The organism is Duganella sp. AC237, assembly GCF_979254035.1.
In genome coordinates, this window is the sequence record NZ_CEEDEW010000003.1 from 2,167,418 (window position 1) to 2,184,512 (window position 17,095).

Genomic DNA, 17,095 nt, shown 5'->3' on the forward strand with positions numbered 1-17,095 from the left:
TCCGCCCTACCTGCCCCAGCCTTCCAACCAGCCGTTAGCCGCCAGCGACACGACAGCGTCGGAAATTCGCTTCGGCCCAGACGCCTGTAGTTGCTCCGTCGACTCGCCCAACATGGCTCGCATCACCGCAGGCATCACCGCGATGTCGATGAAATATTCGGCCGCGCCGATGGCGTCGTCGACCCGGTCAGGCTGCCCCAAAGCGATCGCTGTCGCCACCCGCCTCACGCCCGCCCGCCAGACAAGTTGGTCAGCGTGCAACCCGCCATTGGCGAATCGCGGCAGCTCCGCCATGACTAGCCGCAGCAACGCCACCGCATCCGGGTGCAGCGCATCGGTCAACACGCGCAGGCCCACTGCCGCCAAGCGGTCGCGCAATGGCATCTCCATGGCGACATCATCCTGCGCGAACGAGCGCGCCAGCATGTTGTCAACGACCGCCGAGAACAGCGCCTGCTTGTTGGCGAAGCGGGAGTAAATACTGGCCTTGCCCGCCCGCGCGTCAAGGGCAACCTGGTCACAACTAGTGCCTTCGTAGCCCCGTTCCAGGAACAATTTCGTCGCAGCAGCCAGTAACCGTTGCTCAACATCGCCCTCACGACCGGCCGGCGGCCGGCCGCCGCGCCCGCGTTTTTCTTGTACTTCCTCTTCCACGCCCGTCCTTTTCAATACAACTAATTGTACAAATGCGAAAACAAGCTGTTAAACTAGACTTGTCAGTTCAGTTTAATCCGTCCACCCCGCTTGCGCTGATCGGCAGCGTAGCACAACGAGGAATCATCATGTCCGCAGCCATCCATCCTTTTCACCTGGCGATCCCCGACGTCGAGCTCGACGACCTTCGCCGACGTCTCGCCGCCACCCGCTGGCCAGACGCTGAAACCGTCGCCGACAACAGCCAGGGGCCGCGCCTTGCCAAGCTCCAGGCCTTGGTCACGCGCTGGCGGGACGGCTACGACTGGCGCCGCTGCGAGGCGTTGCTGAACGACTTCGGCCAGTATCGCACCGAGATCGACGGCTTGAACATCCACTTTCTCCATGTGCGGTCGCCGGAACCGAGCGCCATGCCGCTGTTGCTGACGCACGGCTGGCCCGGTTCGGTGCTGGAGTTCCGCGATGTGATCGGCCCGTTGACCGATCCGGTGGCGCACGGCGGCCAAGCGGGCGACGCTTTCCACGTCATCATCCCGTCGCTGCCGGGCTTCGGTTTTTCCGACAAGCCGACGAGCACGGGCTGGGACATCAACCGCACCGCCGACGCGTGGATCGAATTGATGCGCCGCCTCGGCTACGACCGCTGGGCCGCGCAGGGTGGCGACTGGGGCGCAGCCGTCACGACCACGTTGGGCTACAAGGCGCCGCCGGGTTTGGTCGGCATTCATTTGAACATGGTGATGTTCCAGCCCACCGAAACGGAACGGGCGGAGGCGACGCCGGACGAGCAGAAGATGCTCGCCGACGCCTCGCGTTACGAGCAACAATTCTCGGGCTATTACAAGCTGCAGAGCACAAGGCCGCAGTCGGTCGGCTTCGCCTTGGCCGATTCGCCGGTGGGACTGGCGGCGTGGATTTACGCGCTGTTCCAGGACGTCTCCGACAGCGATGGCAACGCCGAGAGCGTCTTCGAGCTGGATGAGATGATCGATGACATCATGCTGTACTGGCTGCCGAACACCGGCGCCAGCGCGGCTCGCCTGTACTGGGAAGGCATGCAGTCCATGCAGCGCGGCGGAATGCCGAACGTTCCGATGCAAACGCCTGCCGGCATCAGCATGTTCCCCGGCGAGCAATTGCGGTTATCGCGGCGCTGGGCCGAACGCCGGTTTGCCAACCTGGTTCATTTTAATGAGCTGGAGCAGGGCGGACATTTCGCGGCGATGGAACAGCCGACCGCATTTGTAGCGGAGGTGCGCGCGACGTTCAGATCGCTCGCCGCTCGGGCTGGGTGAACTGGAGTCTGACGCTCGGGCGTATCGGCTGCACCGGCAACCACTGGATCACGCCCCAAAGCAGCTCGGGCACAATGAACAGCCAAAGCAGCGGTTGACCTGTCGCACGCAGCGCCCATAGCATCCAGATGGTAAATAGAAAACGGCCACGCCGTCGTAGCGCCCGAAGCGTTGCTGCGGATCGCTGATGCGCAGCACCGACCAGATCAACACCACGCTGCCGAGCAGACAGGCGAACAGCACATGAAGCGGTGCGAACGCGGGCAGGGCGGCGCCGCCCAGCGCCTGATTGACCGCGTCGAGCTGCGCATACGCCAGCGCGAATGTCCACGGCGTGGCGAACGGTGCCGTCACGACCAGGTCGTAGACGGCGCTGGCGCGCACGACGCGGCGGAAAGTGTTTGTCGAGAAATGCATGGAGTCCCTCCCTATTTGTCCATTAGCGATGTGACATGCTAAAGCCTGGAGTACACTCCATGGTCAAGCGATAATGAGGGAAGTTGATGCAGATCGGAGAGATAGCAGCCGCCACAGGCCTGAGCCGCGACACCCCGCGCTTTTACGAAAAGCGCGGCCTGCTGCGCGCGCGGCGCAGCGCCAACGGCTACCGCGACTATTCACCCGAGGCGGTGGACTGGTTACGCTATCTTCGACTGGCGCAGTCGCTGGGATTTACGCTGGGCGAGATCGAGGCCGATCTGCCGCTGCTGGCCGCGCCCGATGTGTCCGCCGGACAATTGCGCGTCGCATTGGAACGCAAGCTGGCCGATATCGACCAGCGCATCGACGGCTTGCAGTGCAGGTCTGCGCACTCAGGAGTTGCCCTGTGACGTCGTTCTGCTTTGCTGATAGCGCGGCAAATCATCGGGCCAATGCAATGCATCGGCCACGAAGATCTCAGCCTGTGGCAGCGCCTTTTCTGGCGCATCCAGGCTGCTTGTGGTGACATCGATTTCGTCGGGACTATTGTCGTCGGCGAACGTGAGCTGGGTGCCGCAGTGCGGGCAGAACGTGCGCGTGGCGTGCGACGACGAGCGGAAGCTGGACGGCTGGCCGGCGGTCACGCGGAAGTCGTCGCTCGCCACCGTGAACCACGCCACCGCCGGCGCGCCGGTGGTGCGGCGGCAGATGGTGCAATGGCATAGCGCCTGGTTGCGGATGCGCTCGGCGGTCTCGTAGCGGACGGCGCCGCAAAAACATTGTCCGGTCAGCATAGGGCCTCCTGATTGTGTTCAGTGCGAAGCTTTACGATACCGGAAATGCGCAAGTCGCCACGACACCTTACCGCCATGCACATCGACCGCTCAGCCCGCTTCGCTTGTCATGCGGCAAGTACACGCCGAATCGCTTCGTGCTATGCTTTTCCTCACTTTCGTAAGGAGGACATCATGCCCGCTTCCCACGACACCTACACCCGTCAGCAAGGGTTGAAAAACACTTATGACGTCGAATACACGGCGCTGCGCTACCGGATTTCCCTGGACGGCAGAGTGCTGAAAGACATTCAACTCGATATCCACAACACGCCCGCGCTCGATCCGGACGCGGCATGGTCGCGTGCCGTGTCCGATATCGAATTCCTGCGCGGAATGCCTGAACACTAGCCGCTAAGGCCGCAGCTGCTGAATCACTGGCCGGCCACCATCGCACCGGCCTGGGCGGCGAACCATGGCTGCATGCGGCGGATCGCCTCGGCGATTTCCTGCGTCGATACCGCAAAGCTGAAGCGGATGAAACGCTTGCCTTCGACCGGATCGAAATCGATGCCCGGCGCTGTCGCCACGCCCGTGTCGTTGAGCAAACGCTTGCAAAAGTCCAGGCTGTCGTCCGTCAAGTGCGCGATGCTGGCGTAGATGTAGAACGCGCCGTCCGGCGGCGCGATGGCGTTCAGGCCGAGCCCCGGCAACGCGTCCAGCAGCAGGCGGCGGTTTTCCTTGTACACCGTCAAATGGCCTTCGAGTTCGTCGAGCGCGTCGAAGGCGGCCAGCGCCGCGTGCTGGCTCAGCGACGGCGCCGTCAGGAACATATTGCCGCAGTAGGTCCAGGTCCGGTCGATGTGTTCGGCCGGCACCAGTAGCCAGCCCAGGCGCCAGCCGGCCATGCTGAAGTATTTGGAGAAGCTGCTGACGACCAGCGCGTCCGGCGCGTAGGCGAGGATGGTCTGCGCCGGTTCCACGTAGCTCAGGCCGTGATAGATCTCGTCCGAGATGATGCGGATGCCGCGCGCCTGGCACACCCTGGCGATGGCCTCCAGCTCGTCGGCGGCGATGATGGTGCCGGTCGGATTGGCCGGGCTGGCGATGATCACGCCGGCCGGGGCCGGTTCGATCGCCTCCAGCGCGGCGGCGGTGAGCTGGAAGCGGACCTCGGCGCCGCAGGCGATTTCCACCGGCTCCATGTGCAGCGCCTTGAGCGTGTTGCGGTAGGCGACGTAGCCCGGCCGCGCCAGCGCGATGCGGTCGCCCGGCGAGAACAGCGAGTTCAACGCCAGCACCAGCGCCGGCGAGGCGCCGCACGTCATGACAAAGCGGCTGGCATCGACTTTGATGCCGTAGCGCTCTTCATAGAAGCGCGCCAGGCGCTCCTTCAACGGCGTGCTTTCCCAATAGCCCATGTTGTCGGCGTCGAGCACCTGATGGGCCTTGGCGATGGCCGCCTTCGGCGCGCCGGTCGACGGCTGGCCGAATTCCATGTGGATGATCGAGCGCCCCTGCGCCTTCAAGGCGTGGGCGAGGCGGCTGATGCCGACGGCGTGAAACGGGTCGAGTTGCGCTTGCATGGATGTCCGATGGTCGGGAAGGTCCGATAGTGTAAGGCAAAACGCAGCCCGTCGGCGTCGGGCTGGGCTGGTAGTAAGTAAGCTTTGCAATTGCTATACTGTTACCTGTTGAACACAGATTATGGGAACCAGTTTTGCGGGCGATGACGATACGATGGAGACGGTGGGGCTTGGGCGTGGCCGGCGCGGTGGGGGTGTATGCGTTGGCGGGCGGCTGGGCGTTGCCGTGGTTGATCAAGCGTCAGATTCCACAATTTGTCGAAGCCGAGTTGGAGCGTAAAGCCAGCATCGGCGACGTCAGTTTCAATCCATTCACCTTGCGCCTGGAAGCGAAGGACGTGCGCCTCACCGAGGCCAACGGCGCGCCGCTGTTCGGCGTCGGCGCGCTGGCGGTGGAGATGCAGTGGCGTTCTCTGGTGCGCCGTGCGTGGAGCCTGGCCGAGATCCGCGTCACCGCGCCGTCGCTGCAGCTGGCCATTTCGCCCGACGGCAAGTTCAACATCGCGCAACTGATGGAGACGCTGGACAAGCGCAAGAAGGACGACAGCGACAGCGGCATGCCGCGCCTGATCGTCGAACATTTCGCGCTCGAGCAGGGCAAGGTCGAGATGCACGACCGCCATGCCGGCTACAACGACACGCTCACCCCCATCGCTTTCGAGCTGAACCATCTGAGCACGCTGCCGGACGAGAACGGCAACTACAGCTTGAGCGCCGACGCCGGCCTGGGCGGCAAGCTGCGCTGGAAGGGCGCGGCCGCGCTCAATCCGATCGGCGGCAGCGGCGTGCTGTCGCTGGAGAATGTCGCGTTGCCGGGCATGTCGACGTATCTGAAGTCGTTCATGCGGGTGGTCGTCGGCGACGGCCGGCTGTCGGCTAAGTTGCCCTATCAATTCGCCTACAAGGACGGCAAGCTGGACGCGAGTCTGATCGGTGCCAGCCTGGCGTTGAACGATCTGGCGATCCAGCATGCCGGCGTGGCTGCCCCGTTCGTCAAGCTGAAGTCGCTGGCGGTCAGCGGCGTCGGTGTCGATCTGAATAAACGTTCGGTGGAGGTCGGCGGGCTGGATTTGCAGGGCGGCGCATTGGCGCTGCGGCGCGATGCGCAAGGCCGGATCGACCTGGCGAATTTGATGGTGCCGGCGTCCGCTTCCGCTGGGACGCCGGCGCCGACGCCTGTGACCAAGCCGGCGCCGAAGGAGGAGGGCGGCTGGAAGGTGCGCTTCAAGCAGATCGGCCTGGATGACATCGCCATCAACGCGCTCGATGAAACCGCCAGTCCCGCGCTCAAGATCAGCACCGACAAACTGAAGCTGAAGTTGCAATTGCAGCTGGAAACCGCTGCAAGCGGGCTCAAGCTGAATATCGACGATGCCGCGTTCTCGATGGATAATCTGGCGCTGGTCGGCGGCGCGATGACGCCGTTGAAGCTCGGGCAGCTGGGTTTCGATGAGGGCACGCTCGATCTGGCCGCGCGCCGTGTCAGCCTGGGGCGCCTGTACGCGGATGGCGGCTTGCTGGATCTGTCGCGCGATAGCGCGGGCCGGTTCCTTTTCCTGGACCGCTTGCCGGGCTCGGGTTCGGCTGCCGCCGCCGTAACGCCGGCCCAAGACAAACCCGTCGAGCCTTTAGCGATAGGCTCGCCGGACCACTTAGGGGTCGGACCCCGACGGGGTCCGACCCCGCCTGGCCCTGCGGGTTTGCCATGGGCAGTTTCCGTCAAGACTGTCGATCTGAGTAAATTCGGCGCGCGCTATGACGACGCCAGCACCGGCATCAAGGCCAATCTGCAGGACTTCAATCTGACGCTGACCGATGTCGGCAGCGACCTGAAAAAACCGCTGGCGTTTGAGGGCGGCGTCGGCTTGCGGGAAGGCGGCCAACTGACCGCCAAAGGCAAAGTCGTGCCGGCCACCGGCGCCGTCGATACCGAACTGAAGCTGACCAAGCTGGCGCTGTCGCCGTTGCAGCCGTTGCTGAGCAAGTACGTCAAGCTCAAGCTTGCCGACGGCAGCGTTTCCGGGGAGGGCCGCCTGCGCACCGGCGCCGGTGGCAGCAGGGCCAATCCCGCCATGCGCTACGATGGTTCGTTTGAAGTCGCCCAGCTGGCGCTTGACGAAGAAGACAACGACCACTTCGCGCGCTGGAAGTCGGTGCGCGCCGACAAGCTGGCGCTGAGCGTCTCGCCGAATCTGCTGGATGTCGCCGAGTTGCGCGTGGTCGAGCCGAACGCGATCCTGATCATCGAGGACGATCGCAGCTTGAATGCGCAGCGGCTGCTGGTGAAAAAGTCCGAACCGGCACCGGTCGCGGCGACGCCGTCGTCCGCGTCGTCCGCGCCCGCCGTCAGCGAGCCGTTCCCGATGCGCATCCGCCGTGTGCGCTTCCAGAACGCCAAGCTGGACTTCACCGATTTGAGCCTGCGTCCGCAGTTCGGCGCGAAGATTTATGAGCTTAGCGGTCTGATCACCGGCCTCTCGTCGAAGGCCGACGCGCGCAGCCAGATCGAGCTCGACGGCCGCGTCGACGATTTCGGCCTGGCGCGCATCCGCGGGCAGTTGAATCCGTTCGTCCCGGCGGACAACACCGACGTCAATGTCGTGTTCAAGAACGTCGACATGGTGTCGGCATCGCCGTACTCAATGAAGTTTGCCGGCTACAAGATCGCGCAGGGGAAAATCTCGCTCGACCTGCAATACAAGGTGCGCAACAGCCAGCTGGAAGGCAACAATCAGATCGTGCTCGACAACCTGACCTTGGGGGAACGCATCGACAGTCCGGACGCGATCAAGCTGCCGCTGGAGCTGGCGCTGGCCATCCTCAAGGACAGCAACGGCCGCATCGACCTGGGCGTGCCCGTGTCGGGCAATATGAACGATCCGCAATTCAGCTACGGCGCCCTGGTGTGGAAAGCCATCGGCAACCTATTGAGCAAGGTCGCGCTGTCGCCGTTCCGCGCGTTGGGCAATCTGTTCGGCGTCAGCGGCGACAAGCTGGACGCTGTCGACTTCGATGCCGGCAGCGACACCGTGCTGCCGCCCGAGCGCGAGAAGCTGCACCAGGTGGCAAAGATTTTGGCGAGCAAACCGCAGTTGAAGCTGTCGGTGCCGGGACAATACAACGAGACGGCCGATGGCGCCGCGCTGCGCATGCAGGCGCTGCGCCGCCTGGTGGTGACGCGGGCGGAGATCAAGCTGGCGCCGGACGAACAGCCAGGGCCGCTCGATATCGGCCAGCGTAAAGTGCGCGGCGCCTTGCGCGACCTGTATGCCGAACGCTTCGGGGCTGCCGAGCTGGATAAGCAGAAAAAGGCGGCCGAGGGCGCGGCCGCCGCCAAGCCGGCGGCTGCGGACCTAGACGACGAGGCCAAGGGTGCCGATGCCGTGGCGCAGAAGAAGCTGCCGGTATTGCAGCGGCTGGGCAAGATCGTGCAGGGCGAACCGCAGGTGGCCGACCCCAGCGCCTTCTACGGTAAATTACAGGAACGCCTGGAGCAAAGCCAGCCGTTGCCCGACGGCGCCCTGCCGGAGCTGGGGGCCAAACGCGCCGCCGCAATCGTGGCGGCGCTGAAAGAGGCGGGCGTCAACACCGCCGCAATACAGGCGGGCGCGCCGGAGAAGACCGATGCCGCCATCGGCAAGCCTGTCGCGCTCAAGCTGGGATTGGCGGCGAAATAGATGACCGCTGACAAATCCCACGTTGGCGGCGGCGCGCTGCTGGCCGGATTCGCGCTGCTGTGCAGCCAGCTGTCGCTGAACGTCGGCGCGGCCGTCGCCAAGCATCTGTTTCCGTTGATCGGTGTCGAGGGTGTGACGGCTTACCGCGTGGGCTTCGCCGCGTTGCTGATGATGGCCGTGTTCCGGCCGTGGCGCACGCCGTTGACGTGGCCGCAGGCGTGCAACGTCGCCGTCTACGGCAGCGTGATCGGGTTGATGAACCTGATGATCTACCGCTCGTTCAATCTGATACCGCTGGGGATTGCGGTGGCGATCGAGGTGGCGGGTCCCTTGACGGTGGCGGTGCTGTCGTCGCGCCGGCCGCGCGATGTGGTGGCGATCGCGCTGGCGGTGGCGGGGCTGTATTTTCTGCTGCCGATCCACGGCCATGTCGATCAGCTCGATCCGGTCGGCGTCGCTTATGCTGCGGGGGCGGCGGTGTGCTGGGCGCTGTACATTGTGTTCGGCAAGCGGGTTTCGGTCATGCACGGCGGGCAGTCGGTGGCGTGGGGTATGACGGCCGCGTCGCTGTTCATCTTGCCGGTCGGCGCGTGGTACTCGGGTTCCGTGTTGTTGACGCCGTCGTACATGGCGATCGGTCTGGCGATCGCGGTGATGTCCAGCGCGTTGCCGTACACGCTGGAGATGCTATCGATGCGCAATCTGTCGTCGCGCACCTTCAGCATGTTCAGCAGCGCCGCGCCGGCGCTCAGCGCCTTGGCGGGCATGCTGCTGCTCGGCGAACATCTGACGTTGACGCAGTGGCTCGCGATTGCGGCTATCGTGATGGCGTCGGCGTTGACCACGTTGAGATAACTCAAATTGGCTCAGCTTGCCAGAGGCCGCAGCGTAAGCCTACCATGGTCGTATGGACCTCGACCTCAGACTGGCAAAGATAGAAAGCAGACTCGACAAGCTTGAAGAGTTTGCCATCGAGACGCGCGAACGGCTTGCAAAAATTGAGGCACGTTTGGAGCAAATGGCGACTAAAGCTGATCTTGCCGAGCTTAGCGCTACGCTGGTCAAATGGATCGTCGGCATGGCGGTTGGCATGAGTGTTGCGGCTGTCACGGTCATGACGTTTGTGATGAACAACGCGGTGCCTAAAGTACCGCCAACACCTCCGCAGACGCCGGCGCCAATCATCATCCAGATGCCACCTTACCGATAGCGTTGCTTTTCATGCTAGATCGTGGCAGCATGGTCGCTTCATCCAGGAGGAGCCATGCAAGTCGCCCGCGCCCAACAACCCATCGCCGCCGCCGCCGTCACGCTGGTCGTCTGGATCGGCTGCATCGCGTCGTTTTTGCCGCCGCTCAGCAAGTACACGACGAGCTCGGTTCCGCTGATGATCCTGGCTGGACTCGGCATCGCGGTCAGCGCCATCCTGCACCTGATTTTTGTCGGCGTCGCCGCCAAACGCCTGGGCCGCTCGCCCGCCTTGTGGGTGGTGATCGCGCTGTGCGGCTTTCCGATCGCGTCGATCATCGGCCTTATCCTGTTCGAATGGTTCAGCGACGAGAAAAACCAGTCGCCCGCATGAGTCGTTGCCAGCGTGCTTGCCAAGGCGCTTGCCAACATCGGAACTGATGGGCTAGTATGGATCCCGATGCAACATTGCATCGACGTCGCTCGGACGGTTCCGGGCGCTTACGTGAGATTTCCATGACTGACACCCAAACTCCGCGCAGATTTTCGCGCATCGATCGCCTGCCTCCCTACGTTTTCAATGTCACCGCCGAGCTCAAGCTGGCGGCGCGCCGTCGCGGCGAAGACATCATCGATATGTCGATGGGCAATCCCGACGGCGCCACGCCGTCGCACATCGTCGACAAGCTGGTCGACACCGTCCGCCGTCCCGACACGCACGGCTACTCCGCCTCCAAAGGCATCCCAAGGCTGCGGCGCGCGATCACCAAATGGTACAAGACCCGCTACGAGGTCGACTTCGATCCGGACTCGGAAGCGATCGTCACGATCGGTTCCAAGGAGGGCCTGGCGCACCTGATGCTCGCGACCCTGGACGCCGGCGACACCGTGCTGGTGCCGAACCCGAGCTATCCGATCCACATCTGGGGCGCGGTCATCGCCGGCGCCAACATCCGCTCGGTGCGCATGACGCCCGGCGTCGACTTCTTTGACGAACTGGAACGCGCGGTGCGCGAAAGCTACCCGAAGCCGAAGATGATGATCCTCGGCTTCCCGTCGAACCCGACCGCGCAGTGCGTGGAGCTGGAGTTTTTCGAACGGGTGGTGGCGCTGGCCAAGCAGCACGACATCCTGGTGGTGCACGACCTGGCTTACGCAGACATCACCTTCGACGGCTGGAAAGCGCCGTCGATCATGCAAGTGCCGGGCGCGCGCGACGTGGCGGTGGAGTTTTTCACCATGTCGAAGAGCTACAACATGGCCGGCTGGCGCATCGGTTTCATGGTCGGTAACAAGGAATTGGTCGCGGCGCTGGCGCGCATCAAGAGCTACCACGACTACGGCAGCTTCACGCCGGTGCAGGTGGCCGCGATCGCCGCGCTCGAAGGCGACCAGAGCAGCGTCAGCGAGATCTGCGCGATGTACCAGAGCCGTCGCGATGTCCTGCACAAAGGACTGTGCGAAGCGGGCTGGCCGGTCGACAAGCCGAAGGCGTCGATGTATATCTGGGCGCGCATACCGGAAGCCTACCGCCACCTCGGTTCGCTGGAGTTCTCCAAGTTGCTGCTGGCCGAGGCCAAGGTGTGCGTGTCGCCGGGCATCGGCTTCGGCGACTACGGCGATGAATATGTTCGCTTCGCCTTGATTGAAAACGAGGCACGCATACGCCAAGGATTGCGTGGCATCAAAGCCATGTTGCGCAAAATGATGGAATAAATCTGCGCGCTCTTTAAGCCGCATCAAATGCGTGATCCGATGCGGCAGCTAATGTAGCTCCTGAACCAACACAGGAGCTCCATTATGCCCCCACTGCCTATCGGTGACAGCACGCGGCGCTTGATCGCCGCCGTTAAAAAACTCGAGAACACCTTGAACACGGTCGGCCTGCCCCGTTTCGTGGCGCGCTTGCCCGTATGCTGGCTGTGCTGGCACTACTGCCGCACGCTGGACCAGAAAATCGTCCGTATCCGCCGCATCGCCGGCAAGTTCGAGCAGTGGCTGCCGACGATACGCGACTTCGGCAAGGAAGGGCCGGCGCAGCTGGAATTGATCGATGTCGATCACAGCATGCGCGACGATATAGAAGTGACCAAGAAGACGATGTGGGAACTGCGCGGTTATTGCATCGACGTGGGCCGCATGTTCGAGCAGCTCGGCTACCAGTCGCAGGGACTGAAACGCCGCCAGGCCATTTTCCTGCAAGTGCTGGAGACGTCTTGCGTATCGGCCAGCACCATGCAGGAAGCGCTGGTGGCGCATGACACCGCGGTGCTGGCCGTTTTGCGGGCCCAGCAGACGCACGAGCGGGAGCGTGCGGCGGCCGGGTCCGTGTCTTGAGTTTTAAAGCCCTTTAAAACCCTTCCAGCACAATCTTGCCCTTGGCGCGATTGCTCGCGAGCAGGGCGTGCGCCCGCTTCAGGTTGGCGGCATTGATCGTGCCGAAACGTTCCGCCAAGGTCGTTTTGAGGACGCCGGTGTCGACCAGCTTGGACACATCGTTCAGCAGTTCATGCTGCTTCTGGATGTCGGCCGTGTTGAACATCGAGCGAGCGAACATGAACTCCCAATGCAACGAGGCGCTCTTGCGCTTGAGCAGGCGCACGTCGATCGCGGCCGGATCGTCGATCACCGCGACCTTGCCTTGCGGCGCCAGAACTTCGACGATCGCGGCCCAATGGTCGTCGGTGTGAGTCAGGCTGGCGACATAGGTCACCGGCGGCAGGCCCAGACGGGCGATTTCTTCGTTCAGCGGCTTGCTGTGGTCGATCACATGGTGGGCACCCAACTCCTTTACCCAGGCCGCCGTGTCCGGACGCGAGGCGGTGCCGATGATCGTCAGGCCCGTCAACTGGCGCGCCAGCTGCACCAGGATCGAACCGACGCCGCCCGCCGCGCCGGTCACCAGCAGCGATTGTCCTTGCACGCCTTTGTCCCGGCTCACTTCCAGACGGTCGAACAACAACTCCCACGCGGTGATCGCGGTCAGCGGCAGCGCGGCAGCCTGGGCGAAGTCGATATTCTTCGGCTTGTGGCCGACGATGCGCTCGTCCACCAGATGCAGTTCGCTATTGGTGCCCGCACGGGTCAGGTCGCCGGCGTACCAGACTTCGTCGCCCGGCTTGAACAATGTGACGTCCGGACCGACCGCCTTGACCACGCCGGCCGCGTCCCAGCCGATGACCTTGTCCTCGCCGTCCGCCGGCGCCACGTTGGCGCGAATCTTGACGTCGACCGGATTGACCGAAATGGCTTTGACTTCGACCAGCAGGTCGCGGCCCCGGGCTTGCGGCGTTGGCAGCTCGATGTCGATCAGCGAATCGGCATCGTCGATGGGGAGGGGCTTGCGGTAGGCAACGGCTTTCATGAACTTCTCCTATAAATGGTATGGGAGTATCATCATTTATTTCGTGGTGCGGAAAAGGGGCGCCTCAGCGAAACACTTTCAAAAAAACGAAGAAAATGCTGCGACTTGATGATTTGACCGTTTTTGTCCGCACCGCCGACCGTGGCAGCTTGTCGGCGGCGGCGCGCGAACTGGAGATTTCCCCGGCGCTGGCCAGCGCAGGGGTAAAGCGACTCGAGCGGGAGCTCGGCCTGCGTCTGTTCGCCCGCACCACGCGCTCGCTGCGGCTGACGGAGGAGGGCGAGCACTATCTGCGGCACGCGCGCGAAGCGCTGCGCTTGTTGAAGGATGGCCACGACGCACTGATACAGGGGCAGGAGAGCCTGGGTGGAACGCTGAAGATTTCGATGCCGTCGGATCTGGGGCGCAATATGCTGGTCGGCTGGCTGGACCAGTTCCAGGCGCAGTATCCCAAAGTGAGCTTTCAGCTGAGCATCAGCGACAGGGTCTCGGACATGTACCGGCAGCCGGTCGACATCGCCATCCGATACGGCCGGCAGGAGGATTCCAGTCTGATCGCGCTGCCGCTGGCGCCGGACAACCGTCGCGTGCTGGTGGCCTCGCCCGACTACATCAAGCAGCATGGCAGGCTGACCGAGCTAAAGGATCTGGCGCGGCACAACTGCCTGCGCTTCATGCTGGAGGATGTGATCCATGACCGCTGGAGTTTTTACGCGCATGCCGACAGCGAAGCGATGGCTATCCACGTCAACGGCAACCGCAGCGCCGACGATGCCGACGTGGTGCGGCGCTGGGCGGTGGCGGGACTTGGCGTGGCCTACAAATCGCGGCTCGATCTGCGCGACGATATCCGTAGCGGGCGCCTGCATATCCTGATGCCGGACGTGCTGGGGGAGCCGACGCCATTGAATATGCTGTGCATGCACCGCTCGCAGATCACGCCGACGGTGCTGCAACTGCGGGATTTTCTGCGCGCGCAGTGTGAAAAAGCGTAATAAGCGTAATGCGGTGCATCTCCGCAGGCGTGGCAGGACTTAAAAATTCGCTTAAAAAGTCATTAAAGCAACAGCGCGCACACTTGTAGTGATAGCAAAACCCCTTAACATAGCTTCATGGCGTGCAATGTTGCTTGTCATTGAACTGCGCCTCAACAGCTGGCTGGGCGCGTTCGACGGCGGGGCTGCGGCAAGATGCATCTGTCTGATGACGGCTCGCCAGCTGCCAGATCCAGGTGAGGAGCGCGAGCGAGGTCGCGGCATCGGCCGGCCTGTCTTGCGACTGGATAGGGCAGCTGGCACCGGCAACCATTAGTGCGCCTTCGACAGGATCAACAGCCAGCGGCGGCACAGCAGAACCTCAAGGTGACCGGCTTGCACGCCGGTGTCGCATTCGATGACAGGATTGACCGCGTAGTAGCGCTTACGGAAATCACGGCAAACCAGCAATTCGCGTTTGCCCATGCGGACCAGGAAGGAAGTAGGCATATATTCCAGGCCGAAGCGGGAGCTGAAGCTGTTATTAACTGTTGTCATGACATTTTCCTTTTGGGAGAAGCGTTTAACGAGGAGTTCAGAATAGCATAAGTACTGTATGAATAAACAGGTACTGTGTAAATAAACAGTAAATTCGTTGTTTCGTAGTTTTTCCGCCAACTTCAACGGCCACCTATCCGGGAGCACCAAATTTTCAGCAAATCCAAGCGTTTCATTGAGGCAAGACTGTCGCCAGAGGGCGAGTTCGGCCTGCACCTGACCGTTGGCGTGCTTTTGATGGTGTTCGCCGTCTCCATTTTCGGCCACCTGGCGTCCGAGGTCATGGGGCAGGAAGAGATCACCGTGCTCGACCTGCACATCGCCAACTGGTTCAACGCCAACCATTTCGAGCCGATGACCAGCATCATGATGGCGATAACGACTGTCCACACGATGCCGGGCGTGATCCTGATGGCGTCCGCGTTCGGCTACTTTTTGTGGAAGCGGGGCCAGATTTATTGGATCTGGGCGCTGGTGCTCAGCGTACCCTGCGGCATGCTGCTGAACGTGCTGCTCAAGGTCACCTTCCAGCGCAGCCGGCCCGTGTTCGAGGAACCCCTGGTCACATTGGCGACGTACAGCTTCCCCAGCGGGCACGCGTCGGCCGCGACCCTGTTCTACGGCTTGGTTGCGTGCTATGTGATGATCGCCCGCAAGGGCTGGAGTGTGCGTTTAGGCACAGCCGCGGCCTGTACAGTGATGATACTGTTGGTGGCCTTCAGTCGCGTCTATCTTGGCGCACACTATCTGAGCGACGTGCTTGCCGGCATGGCGGGCAGCGCGGCGTGGCTGACGATTTGCATTACGGGGATCTCCACGCTGCGCCGCCGGCGCGAGGCCAAAAGCTTATCGAACAATTCCGGGGGAATGCTCTGAACAGTATTGTAGTCATCGTCAACGCCAGCGCCGGACAAGGCTACTGCGGCGGCTGGTCCGCCGCGCTGGCGGAAAAATTCCGTGCGCAGGGCGCCGAAGCGGATATCACATTGGCCAAAAGCGGCGAGGAAATGATCGCCCGCGCCAGGCGCGCCGTGGCCGACGGCGCCCCGGTCGTCGTGGCCGGTGGCGGCGACGGCACCATCAACGCGGTCGCGTCCGCGCTGGTGGGCAGCCAGACCCGCCTGGGAGTGCTGCCGCTCGGCACCTTGAATCACTTCGCCAAGGATTTGAACATCCCGCTGGACCTCGACGAGGCGGTCGCCAATGCGGTGCATGGCGTGCTGGCGCAGGTCGACGTGGGCGAGGTCAACGGTCGCATCTTCCTCAACAACTCCAGCCTCGGCATCTACCCCGACATCGTGCGCGACCGCGAAAAGCAGCAAAAGCGTCTGGGACGCAGCAAGTGGCACGCGTTCGCGCGCGCCGTGTTCGTGGCGGCGCGGCGGTTTCCGTTCATGAGCGTGCGGCTCAAGATCAACGGCAGCGAGCATCTGCGCCGCACGCCGTTCGTCTTCATCGGCAACAACGAATACATGCAAGGCCTGACCATGGGCGAACGCGAACGGCTCGACAGCGGCAAGATGTATTTGTACGTCGCGCAAAAGCCCACAAGGCTGGGCCTGCTTCGCTACGCCATCCACGCCTTGTTCGGGCGGCTGTCGGAGGCCAAGGATTTCGACGTGCTTTCGTCCAGCGATCTGGTGATCGAAACGCGCCACCGCCAAATACGTGTCGCCACGGACGGTGAAGTGACCGTGATGACTCCGCCATTATGCTATCGTTCCAGGGCCAAGGCACTGAACGTGATCGTCCCTGTCGTGCCGGCCACGTAGGAGGGGAAGCATGCGAACCATCGTCCATTTATCGGACCTGCATTTTGGCAGGGTCGACCACGCCTTGCTGGCGCCGCTGCAGGAACTGACCGCCAGGCTGGCGCCCGATGTGGTGGTCGTCTCCGGCGACCTGACGCAGCGCGCCAAGACCGAGGAGTTCAAGGCCGCGCGCGCCTTCCTCGACACCTTGCCGGGGCCGCAGATCGTGGTGCCGGGCAATCACGACATCCCCTTGTACAACGTCGCCACGCGGTTCCTCACGCCGCTGCGCAAGTACACGCGCTACGTGACCCTGGATCTGGCGCCGGAGTATATCGACGACGAGATCGCCATCCTCGGCATCAATACCGCGCGCTCGTTGACGTTCAAGGACGGGCGTATCAACGATGAGCAGGTGGCGCAGATGCGCCAGCGCATGAGTGCGGTCAATCCCAACCTTACGCGCATCATCGTCACGCACCATCCGTTCGATTTGCCCGAGACGTTCGACAAGGACGACCTGGTCGACCGCGCACCGATGGCGATGCGGGCGTTTTCCGAATGCGGTGTGGATCTGCTGCTGGCGGGGCATTTGCATGCGAGCCACGCGGGCAACAGCGAAAAGCGCTACAAGCTCAGCGGATACGCCGCGCTGGTGGTGCAGGCCGGCACGGCCACGTCCACGCGCGGCCGCGGGGAATCGAATTCGTTCAATGTGATCCGTGTGGATGCGGAGCGGATCGAGGTGGACCGCTATAGTTGGGTCGACGGCACCGGCAGCTTCGAGCGCGTGATGACCGAGTGCTTCCAGCGCATCGGCGAAGCGTGGCACCTGGCCGCAAAGGCTTGATACCA

19 protein-coding genes are annotated in these 17,095 nt (G+C 63.0%); 13 read left to right on the forward strand and 6 right to left on the reverse strand.

Annotated elements, in window-relative coordinates; translation table 11 throughout:
* Nucleotides 1-6: 6 nt before the first annotated feature.
* On the reverse strand, nucleotides 7-654 hold the full coding sequence (locus AC0IYS_RS09975) for a TetR/AcrR family transcriptional regulator (protein ID WP_471704996.1): 648 nt from the start codon (nucleotides 652-654) through the stop codon (nucleotides 7-9).
* A 128-nt stretch (nucleotides 655-782) separates the two neighbouring features.
* Here AC0IYS_RS09975 and AC0IYS_RS09980 point away from each other — a divergent pair, with 128 nt between their 5' ends.
* Nucleotides 783-1,949 carry an epoxide hydrolase family protein gene (locus AC0IYS_RS09980; protein WP_471704997.1) on the forward strand — a complete coding sequence of 389 codons (1,167 nt, stop codon included), beginning with the start codon at nucleotides 783-785 and terminating at the stop codon, nucleotides 1,947-1,949.
* Between the two features lie 48 nt (nucleotides 1,950-1,997).
* On the opposite strand, the gene AC0IYS_RS09985 is transcribed toward AC0IYS_RS09980, so the two are convergent.
* Entirely contained in the window at nucleotides 1,998-2,366 is a 369-nt protein-coding gene (locus AC0IYS_RS09985) for a hypothetical protein (protein WP_471704998.1), read from the reverse strand.
* An 86-nt stretch (nucleotides 2,367-2,452) separates the two neighbouring features.
* Here AC0IYS_RS09985 and AC0IYS_RS09990 point away from each other — a divergent pair, with 86 nt between their 5' ends.
* Nucleotides 2,453-2,779, forward strand: coding sequence for a MerR family transcriptional regulator (locus AC0IYS_RS09990; RefSeq protein ID WP_471704999.1), 327 nt, complete (start codon nucleotides 2,453-2,455; stop codon nucleotides 2,777-2,779).
* Here the strand turns inward: AC0IYS_RS09990 and AC0IYS_RS09995 are convergent.
* A complete protein-coding gene (locus AC0IYS_RS09995; protein WP_471705000.1) occupies nucleotides 2,762-3,163 on the reverse strand; it encodes a GFA family protein in 402 nt (133 codons plus the stop codon). The genes AC0IYS_RS09990 and AC0IYS_RS09995 overlap by 18 nt on opposite strands.
* Before the next feature lie 174 nt (nucleotides 3,164-3,337).
* On the opposite strand from AC0IYS_RS09995, the gene AC0IYS_RS10000 reads away from it, so the two are divergent.
* Entirely contained in the window at nucleotides 3,338-3,553 is a 216-nt protein-coding gene (locus AC0IYS_RS10000; protein ID WP_471705001.1) for a hypothetical protein, read from the forward strand.
* Between the two features lie 23 nt (nucleotides 3,554-3,576).
* On the opposite strand, the gene AC0IYS_RS10005 is transcribed toward AC0IYS_RS10000, so the two are convergent.
* Nucleotides 3,577-4,728, reverse strand: a complete 1,152-nt coding sequence (locus AC0IYS_RS10005) for a pyridoxal phosphate-dependent aminotransferase (protein WP_471705002.1) — start codon at nucleotides 4,726-4,728, stop codon at nucleotides 3,577-3,579.
* A gap of 143 nt (nucleotides 4,729-4,871) precedes the next feature.
* Here AC0IYS_RS10005 and AC0IYS_RS10010 point away from each other — a divergent pair, with 143 nt between their 5' ends.
* From AC0IYS_RS10010 to AC0IYS_RS10035, 6 genes are all read left to right on the forward strand, one after another.
* Nucleotides 4,872-8,405 (forward strand): DUF748 domain-containing protein, encoded by a 3,534-nt coding sequence (locus AC0IYS_RS10010; protein ID WP_471705003.1) that lies wholly within the window; start codon nucleotides 4,872-4,874, stop codon nucleotides 8,403-8,405.
* On the forward strand, nucleotides 8,406-9,260 hold the full coding sequence (locus tag AC0IYS_RS10015; RefSeq protein WP_471705004.1) for an EamA family transporter: 855 nt from the start codon (nucleotides 8,406-8,408) through the stop codon (nucleotides 9,258-9,260).
* A gap of 52 nt (nucleotides 9,261-9,312) precedes the next feature.
* A complete protein-coding gene (locus tag AC0IYS_RS10020; protein ID WP_471705005.1) occupies nucleotides 9,313-9,615 on the forward strand; it encodes a hypothetical protein in 303 nt (100 codons plus the stop codon).
* A gap of 54 nt (nucleotides 9,616-9,669) precedes the next feature.
* Nucleotides 9,670-9,987: a hypothetical protein gene (locus AC0IYS_RS10025; RefSeq protein ID WP_471705006.1), complete on the forward strand. Its 318-nt coding sequence runs from the start codon at nucleotides 9,670-9,672 to the stop codon at nucleotides 9,985-9,987.
* Between the two features lie 122 nt (nucleotides 9,988-10,109).
* The gene (gene alaC, locus AC0IYS_RS10030; protein ID WP_471705007.1) at nucleotides 10,110-11,309 is read left to right on the forward strand and encodes an alanine transaminase; all 1,200 of its coding nucleotides are present in this window, start codon (nucleotides 10,110-10,112) and stop codon (nucleotides 11,307-11,309) included.
* Nucleotides 11,310-11,393: 84 nt separating this feature from the next.
* Nucleotides 11,394-11,930 carry a hypothetical protein gene (locus AC0IYS_RS10035; protein ID WP_471705008.1) on the forward strand — a complete coding sequence of 179 codons (537 nt, stop codon included), beginning with the start codon at nucleotides 11,394-11,396 and terminating at the stop codon, nucleotides 11,928-11,930.
* A gap of 13 nt (nucleotides 11,931-11,943) precedes the next feature.
* On the opposite strand, the gene AC0IYS_RS10040 is transcribed toward AC0IYS_RS10035, so the two are convergent.
* Entirely contained in the window at nucleotides 11,944-12,957 is a 1,014-nt protein-coding gene (locus tag AC0IYS_RS10040; protein WP_471705009.1) for a zinc-binding alcohol dehydrogenase family protein, read from the reverse strand.
* A gap of 95 nt (nucleotides 12,958-13,052) precedes the next feature.
* Here AC0IYS_RS10040 and AC0IYS_RS10045 point away from each other — a divergent pair, with 95 nt between their 5' ends.
* Nucleotides 13,053-13,952 carry a LysR family transcriptional regulator gene (locus tag AC0IYS_RS10045; RefSeq protein ID WP_471705010.1) on the forward strand — a complete coding sequence of 300 codons (900 nt, stop codon included), beginning with the start codon at nucleotides 13,053-13,055 and terminating at the stop codon, nucleotides 13,950-13,952.
* A gap of 312 nt (nucleotides 13,953-14,264) precedes the next feature.
* On the opposite strand, the gene AC0IYS_RS10050 is transcribed toward AC0IYS_RS10045, so the two are convergent.
* Complete coding sequence (locus tag AC0IYS_RS10050) at nucleotides 14,265-14,489, reverse strand: hypothetical protein (protein WP_209719781.1); 225 nt, start codon at nucleotides 14,487-14,489, stop codon at nucleotides 14,265-14,267.
* Nucleotides 14,490-14,726: 237 nt separating this feature from the next.
* Here AC0IYS_RS10050 and AC0IYS_RS10055 point away from each other — a divergent pair, with 237 nt between their 5' ends.
* From AC0IYS_RS10055 to AC0IYS_RS10065, 3 genes are read left to right on the forward strand one after another with little or no spacing between them, the layout of a single operon-like run.
* Complete coding sequence (locus AC0IYS_RS10055) at nucleotides 14,727-15,365, forward strand: phosphatase PAP2 family protein (RefSeq protein ID WP_471708835.1); 639 nt, start codon at nucleotides 14,727-14,729, stop codon at nucleotides 15,363-15,365.
* A gap of 14 nt (nucleotides 15,366-15,379) precedes the next feature.
* The gene (locus tag AC0IYS_RS10060; RefSeq protein WP_471708837.1) at nucleotides 15,380-16,261 is read left to right on the forward strand and encodes a diacylglycerol/lipid kinase family protein; all 882 of its coding nucleotides are present in this window, start codon (nucleotides 15,380-15,382) and stop codon (nucleotides 16,259-16,261) included.
* 10 nt (nucleotides 16,262-16,271) lie between these two features.
* Nucleotides 16,272-17,090, forward strand: a complete 819-nt coding sequence (locus AC0IYS_RS10065; protein ID WP_471705011.1) for a metallophosphoesterase family protein — start codon at nucleotides 16,272-16,274, stop codon at nucleotides 17,088-17,090.
* Nucleotides 17,091-17,095: the final 5 nt, after the last annotated feature.